Raw genomic sequence first — 6,965 nt, 5'->3', positions numbered from 1 at the left:
CGTCCCTTCGGGGTTGCGAGAACACGATGAAGCACTAACTTGTGTAAATTTGATTGAATTGTATAGATTTAGTTAAGTTTATCGTATCGGATGGAAATGAATGTACCGCAGTCTGTTTGGGAAAGAATGAAGCAAAGTACGTTTGAATCATTTGAGCGTATTGTTGATAAAGCGATTCAAGAGCGCGTTGATTTCGTATTATTAGCCGGGGATTTGTATGATGCGGAGACGAGAAGTTTGAGGGCGCAAGTGTTTGTGCGTGAGCAAATGAAGAGACTTTCGCAGTACGATATCCCTGTTTTTATTATTCACGGTAACCACGATCATTTAGGGGGAAGCTGGGCTGCAATTGAGTTTCCGGGAAATGTTCATGTGTTTACGGAGCCTTATGTAGAAGAGAAATCATTTTATAAAAATGGTGAGCTGTTAGCTTCTATTTACGGGTTTAGTTATTTGCAGCAAGCGGTAACGGATAATATGACAGCACAGTATACGAAAATGAGTGATGCGCCTTTTCATATTGGCATGCTTCACGGAAGTGTTGAAGGGGATGCAGAGCATAATCGTTATGCACCGTTCCAAATTCGTGAGCTGAAAGAAAAGCAGTTTGATTATTGGGCTCTTGGCCATATACATAAACGTGAAATTTTATCAGAAGAGCCTTACATTATTTATCCAGGTAATATACAAGGGCGTCACCGGAAGGAAACAGGGGAAAAGGGTGCGTACATTATTGAACTCACGAAACAAGGATCGCATTGTTCATTTTTCCATACGGCGGATGTTGTATGGGATGAGATAGAAGTTACTATTGATGGACTTGAAACTGTTGATGAACTTATGACGGCAGCATCAACTGCGATGAATGAATGCAGAAGAGAAGAGGAAGGGACACTTTTAACTGTCGTATTTACAGGACAGGGGACACTTTCTCCTTATTTGCGTGATGAAAAGCGTGTGGAAGAGATTTTTCATATTTTAGCAGCTGGCGAAGAGCGAAAAGATTTCGTATATACGATGAAGTGGAAAAATGAGACGGTTTCTTTTGCGGAAATCGAGCGTTTGAAAGAAGAAAATCATTTCGTCGGTAGTGTGCTGAAGGAGTTAGAAGCTTTTACAAATATGGACGGAGTGTTGCGCACGATTTGGACATCTCCTGTAGCGCGTAATAGTATTGAATCTTTTACGGAAGAAGAGAAGAAAGAGATTCAAAAGGAAGCGGAAAATATTATTTTAGAGCAATTATTCCAGCAAGAGAGGGATAAGAAATGAGAATTGAAAAACTCCATATTTATGGGTACGGAAAATTAGAAAATGTGGAAATGGATCTTTCATTGCTGACTGTGTTGTACGGTGAAAATGAAGCAGGGAAATCGACAATTCGCTCGTTTATGAAAAGTATTTTGTTCGGTTTTCCGACGAGAGGACAGCGCCGTTATGAGCCGAAAGAAGGCGGGAAGTATGGCGGTGCGATGACGGTGCAAACAGAGAAGTATGGCCGTTTGAAAATTGAACGATTGCCAAAGACGGCAGCTGGTGAGGTGACCGTTTATTTTGAAGACGGGAAAACTGGCGGCGAAGATATTTTACACGATATATTAAGCGGAATGAATGAAAGTTTATTTGAATCGGTCTTTTCATTTGATATGCATGGCCTTCAAAACATTCATCAGCTAGGCGAAGCGGATATCGGTAATTATTTATTTTCTGCAAGTGCAGTCGGTAGTGATGCGTTATTGCAGTTAGATAAGAAGCTCGAAAAAGAAATGAATCAGCGTTTTAAGCCGAGTGGTCGTAATCCTGAAATTAATGTGTCACTGCAAGAGATGAAGAAGCTTGAGGAGAAAATGAAAGAGTGGCAAGGGAAAATTGGCACGTATGAAAAACAGGTCGAGCAGTTAAAAGAAAGTGAAGAGAAACTTGCTTTTGTTCGTGCGGGAAAAGAGAGCGCGGAAAAACGAAAGCAAGATTATGAAATATTAGCAGCGCTTGAGCCTCTCGTTATTGAAAAGCGTGCGCACGAGAAAGTGTTAGAAAACGAGAACGGGCAGTTTCCTGTAAACGGAATGGCGCGTTATGAGGCGGTAAAGGCAAAGATTGAACCGCTACAAGTACAAGTAGATTCACTTCAAAAAAAGATAGAAACAGTGCAATCAGAAATTGATGCCATAGAAATAGATGAAGCATTTTTACAAAAAGAAAGTTACGTAGAAGAACTTCGTATGCAACATTTGTCTTACGAAAACGCACGCCAAGAAATGCGCGATATGACGGGAAGTATTGCAAATATAAAAGAAGAAATCGCAGAGATAGAGCAACAAATTGGCGCTACTTTTGAAAAAGAAACGGTTCTTTCGTTTGATATGAGTTTAGCAACGAAAGAGTTAATTACGCAAACAGTGCAAAGGGCACGCGAATTAGAAACGCAAAAAGCACAGCTCGATGATCGTTTTAAAGTAGCGCAAGAGCAATTAGAAGAGCAAGAAGAAAATATAAGACAAATAAGCCAGCAAATGTTAGCTGATGAAAAACGAAATACGTTACTTGAGAAAGAAAAATCATTTCAAGATGCGGCGTTTATCGGTATGGGCGCAGAGAGAATGAAGCGCAAGTATGAGGAAAAAGCAGGAGCGGCTATGCAAAAGAAAAAGCAGTGGCAAAGAGTGTGTCTTCTGTTACTTCTTATTAACACAGGCGTTTTATTCACGAGTTTATTTATAGATAACCGCGCACTCTTATTTATGAGTGTCATTGTTTTTGTAGGGATTGTCCTTGCTCTTGTTTTATATAAAGATCCATCAAGTGGATTACAAGAAGAGCTTCTTACGCTTCAGCAAAGCGCTGGCGGGAGACAAAGTGAAGAAGCGATGTTGGTTCGCCATCAATTAGAAAAAGATGAAGAGATTCGTAAGCTATTTGAACGCGAGTCATATAAGTTGCAGCAAATGGAACGAGCTTATGATAAAGTCGTTTCATCGTATGAGGAATGGGAGAGAGAAACGTTCCGCGCCAGTGAACAAGTAGATGCGTATAAAACGCGCTATATGTTCCCTGAATTTTATACGTATGCGCACATATTGCCAGCGTTTGAGCGTATTGAAAAAATGCAGCAATTATATCGTGAGTTAGAGAAGCAAATTGAGCGAAAATCCTCATTATATGAAATGATTTCGCACTTTGAACATAAACTAGAAACTGTTATCGGTAGCACGGAGTATAGTAAGCTCTATGAGGCGCAAAGTCGTATGCAACATGAGAAAGAGAAGCGCCAAACTTGTAAGCAGCTGAAAGAGAAGCTGGCAGAATGGCAAGAAGAATATGAATTCGTGCAAGGGCAATTAAAACAACTGTTGGTAGAACGAAACGGTTTATGGCATATTGCAGAAGCTACAGATGAAGAGATGTTTTTGGAAGCAGGTAAACTGGCAGAAAAACGTGAAGATGCTGATAAGCAAGTGGGGCGTTTATTACCGCAAATTGATCTGTTAGAACAGCGCTTAACGAGTTTATCATTAGCTGAGCATTATGAGGCTGACGGTTATGATGAAAAATTAAAGCAAGAAATTACAGCTGCGCAAAACTGTCTCGCGCAAGAGAAAGAGCTGACAGAGCGTATTGCGAAACATCGTATGGAAATTGTGAACTTAGAAGAAGGTAGTACGTACGGTGATTTACTGCACGAATGGGAAATGAAAAAAGCGCAAGTGCGTGAACAAGTGAAGAAGTGGGCTGCGTATGCGGCGGCAAAGACAGTGTTAACGCAAACGAAGCAATATTATCATGAGGTACATCTTCCTCGTATTTTACAAAAATCCGAAGAGTATTTCGTGTATTTAACGGGCGGGAGATATAGTAAAATATTCTCACCGTCAGAGGCAGAACCTTTCATTGTCGAACGTAACGATGGTATGCGTTTTTACAGTCATGAACTGAGTCAAGCGACAGCGGAGCAGTTATATTTATCGTTACGATTTGCATTAGCGAAAACATTTGAACATGATTATCCATTTATTATTGATGATAGTTTCGTGCACTTTGATGCGGTAAGGACGAATCGAACGATTGAACTTATAAAGGAAATTGCGAAAGATAGACAAGTAATCTTCTTTACATGTCATGCTCATTTACTATCGTTCTTTACGGAAAAACAGATTATAAAATTAACGCATAAGCGTAAAGAAAATGAGTTGTAATATGCTATACTAAAAGTAACTGATTTGGTGGAGGAATTCGAATGAAAAAGAAAATTGCAGAATATGAAGTTGGTGAACAAGTCGATGTTTTCTTGTTAATTAAAACAGCGACAAAAGGTCTCGCAAGCAATGGGAAGCCGTTTTTAACAGTAATTTTACAAGACCCAAGTGGAGATATTGAAGCGAAGCTATGGGATGTATCACCAGAAGTTGAGAAACAATACGTAGCGGAAACAATCGTTAAAGTAGCTGGAGATATTCTAAATTACAAAGGCCGTATTCAATTACGCGTGAAACAAATTCGTGTTGCGAATGAAAATGAAGTAACAGACATCTCGGACTTCGTAGAAAAAGCACCAGTGAAAAAAGAAGATATGGTTGAAAAAATTACGCAATACATATTTGAAATGAGAAACCCGAACATCCAGCGTCTAACAAGACATTTATTAAATAAGCATCAAAATGAGTTTTTAGAATATCCAGCAGCGACGAAGAATCATCACGAGTTCGTATCTGGACTAGCTTATCACGTAGTGTCGATGCTAGATTTAGCGAAAGCTATTGCTACGCTATACCCATCGTTAGATAAAGATTTACTATATGCAGGCGTTATTTTACACGACCTTGGTAAAGTATTCGAACTATCTGGCCCAATTTCTACAACGTATACGTTAGAAGGAAATTTACTAGGCCACATTTCTATCATGGTGAACGAAATTGGTAAAGCAGCAGACGAACTACAAATCGATGCAGAAGAAGTATTAATTCTTCAACACATCGTTCTTTCCCACCACGGAAAAGCAGAGTGGGGTAGCCCAAAACCACCATTAGTAAAAGAAGCAGAAATTCTGCATTACATCGACAACTTAGATGCAAAAATGAACATGATGGACCGCGCATTAGGACGCACAAAACCAGGCGAATACACAGAACGTGTCTTTGCGCTTGATAATCGTTCGTTCTATAAACCGTCGTTCCATAATTAATAGTGTGAATCGAATGGCCTCATTAAGTGTTAAACGCTTAGTGGGGCTGTTTTTGTATTAAAAATTAAATAAAATAGTTAAGAAGTACGCATGGGTTTAACGAAGAACTAGTAAAATATATCTCGCCACTAAAATGGGAAGAGGTCCTCATTTTCATATTGCAACAGATAGAAAAGGGAATCCGATGGATAAAGGAAGATATGATCAGCTTGACGGACATTATCCAGAAGATTTTGTGGGGTATAAAAAACAGGAAAAAAAATAAAAAACTAAAGGTGTGAAAAAGTTTGAGTAATTTAAATAAAAGTCGCATGGAGATTCTTAAAAGAAAAGCTCGAAGAAAAGAACTTATAAATGAACTATCTAGTCTTGTTACTGTTTCTGAAGAATCATTTATGGATGCCGAAACAAATGATTTATTTTGTAAAAGATTATTTAGTAAGCTAGAAAAAGTTTCAGACAAAAAGAAAATTGGTGATACCAATTATAAAGAAAATAGAAAACTCTCAATAGAGCTATTAAGTGAACTCATTAATACCATTAATTTCCCAGTTAACCAAGGGAGATTATTTCTCTTTACAGAATATGACCTTGAAGCAGTTAAACTGAATATCGATGAAATATTTGATAATTTAGAAGATTTATCGATCAAATCAGGTTTTTTAATTGGCAGTGGAGATTTTGTATTAGTTGGGGATGATTTAGAATTCGGTGTATGTATTGAAAGAACGGAATATTATTACGAATTCAGTATGTAGGGATTAACGAAAATCTAAAGTATGAAAATAAACAAAACAACCTTTTTGATAGGTGGTTTTGTTTACTATTTCACATATAAATTGGCTTCATTTGCTGTTAGACAAGTTTTATTTTATATGTTTACATTTTTTATCTCATAATTTCAATTAGGAAAGGGAGGAAAAAACATGAAATATATGGCGTATGTAGAAAAAACCAATAAGCTAATCGAAGAGGAAGTTACAATAAATATTAACGGTGTAGTATTTACGGGTTTCTCCACTGTTTGTCCATATATAATTGAAGAAGGGAAAAGTTATCCTGTTACTCTCGATATTACGATTTTTGATGATATTGAAATAAATGAAGGCATAGATGGGGTTAAAAGTTTAAAAAGAATTGATGATGCTTTCAAATATCATATTAGTGGGATATTAAATCATGAATTTATTGATGCAGGGATTATTATTAAAGACGAAGATGAAAACTTCCGAGAACACAACGAATACTTTAATAAGTATGTTGAAATTGAGGTTGATAGAATCAACATTGAATTTTTAAAAGAAGACTAGTCATCTTCAACGATTTTAAACTAGAAATCAGGAAATTATTTTTCTCAGACAACTCCAAACATGAAATTCAATATAAATAAAGGGGGCCTTATTTATGGCAATATGTTTATTAATGACTAAAGAATTTGAGGATGAAGAGATAGTTGTCTATCAATACTATCCTTCTGAATCACCCGCTAAAATAGGTAAGATGCACTATAATAAAAAGGAACGAATGTTTTATGAGATAGAGCAAGCTCCAGTGGATTCATTAAATATGAGAGAACATTATTTTAACTGTGCGTGTACTAGGATTGTGCGATGTCTTAGAAAGAACGAGGAAATTCCAGATAGCATGGCATATCAAGCGTAATTAAACGAACATAAAAAAAGCCGTCCAACAGGAATGCAGTGACCCCTGTCAAGTAGACAGTATTTAAAAAGCGCAACTAAGCAACCTGAGTTCTATATTTATATGGACTCAGGTTATTTAATTT

Annotated in this window: 7 protein-coding genes; all 7 read left to right on the top strand. The window is 37.3% G+C overall.

Annotated elements, in window-relative coordinates; genetic code table 11:
• Positions 1–90: 90 nt before the first annotated feature.
• On the top strand, positions 91–1,272 hold the full coding sequence (locus tag MR065_RS26560) for a metallophosphoesterase family protein (protein ID WP_242215681.1): 1,182 nt from the start codon (positions 91–93) through the stop codon (positions 1,270–1,272).
• Positions 1,269–4,193 (top strand): ATP-binding protein, encoded by a 2,925-nt coding sequence (locus tag MR065_RS26555; protein WP_242215680.1) that lies wholly within the window; start codon positions 1,269–1,271, stop codon positions 4,191–4,193. The genes MR065_RS26560 and MR065_RS26555 overlap by 4 nt, the downstream gene beginning before the upstream one ends.
• 41 nt (positions 4,194–4,234) lie before the next feature.
• Positions 4,235–5,179 (top strand): 3'-5' exoribonuclease YhaM, encoded by a 945-nt coding sequence (gene yhaM / locus MR065_RS26550; RefSeq protein ID WP_098269636.1) that lies wholly within the window; start codon positions 4,235–4,237, stop codon positions 5,177–5,179.
• 133 nt (positions 5,180–5,312) lie between these two features.
• Positions 5,313–5,444 (top strand): HNH/endonuclease VII fold putative polymorphic toxin, encoded by a 132-nt coding sequence (locus MR065_RS26545; protein ID WP_242215679.1) that lies wholly within the window; start codon positions 5,313–5,315, stop codon positions 5,442–5,444.
• 22 nt (positions 5,445–5,466) lie between these two features.
• Positions 5,467–5,937 carry a YxiF family protein gene (locus MR065_RS26540; protein WP_242215678.1) on the top strand — a complete coding sequence of 157 codons (471 nt, stop codon included), beginning with the start codon at positions 5,467–5,469 and terminating at the stop codon, positions 5,935–5,937.
• Between the two features lie 168 nt (positions 5,938–6,105).
• Positions 6,106–6,489: a hypothetical protein gene (locus tag MR065_RS26535; RefSeq protein WP_242215677.1), complete on the top strand. Its 384-nt coding sequence runs from the start codon at positions 6,106–6,108 to the stop codon at positions 6,487–6,489.
• A 94-nt stretch (positions 6,490–6,583) separates the two neighbouring features.
• Positions 6,584–6,841 carry a hypothetical protein gene (locus tag MR065_RS26530; protein ID WP_242215676.1) on the top strand — a complete coding sequence of 86 codons (258 nt, stop codon included), beginning with the start codon at positions 6,584–6,586 and terminating at the stop codon, positions 6,839–6,841.
• Positions 6,842–6,965: the final 124 nt, after the last annotated feature.

It is taken from the genome of Bacillus cereus group sp. BfR-BA-01383, from assembly GCF_022663495.1.
Taxonomy (GTDB): Bacteria; Bacillota; Bacilli; order Bacillales; family Bacillaceae_G; genus Bacillus_A; species Bacillus_A cereus_AU.
This window is presented reverse-complemented; position numbering and strand designations above follow the sequence as displayed.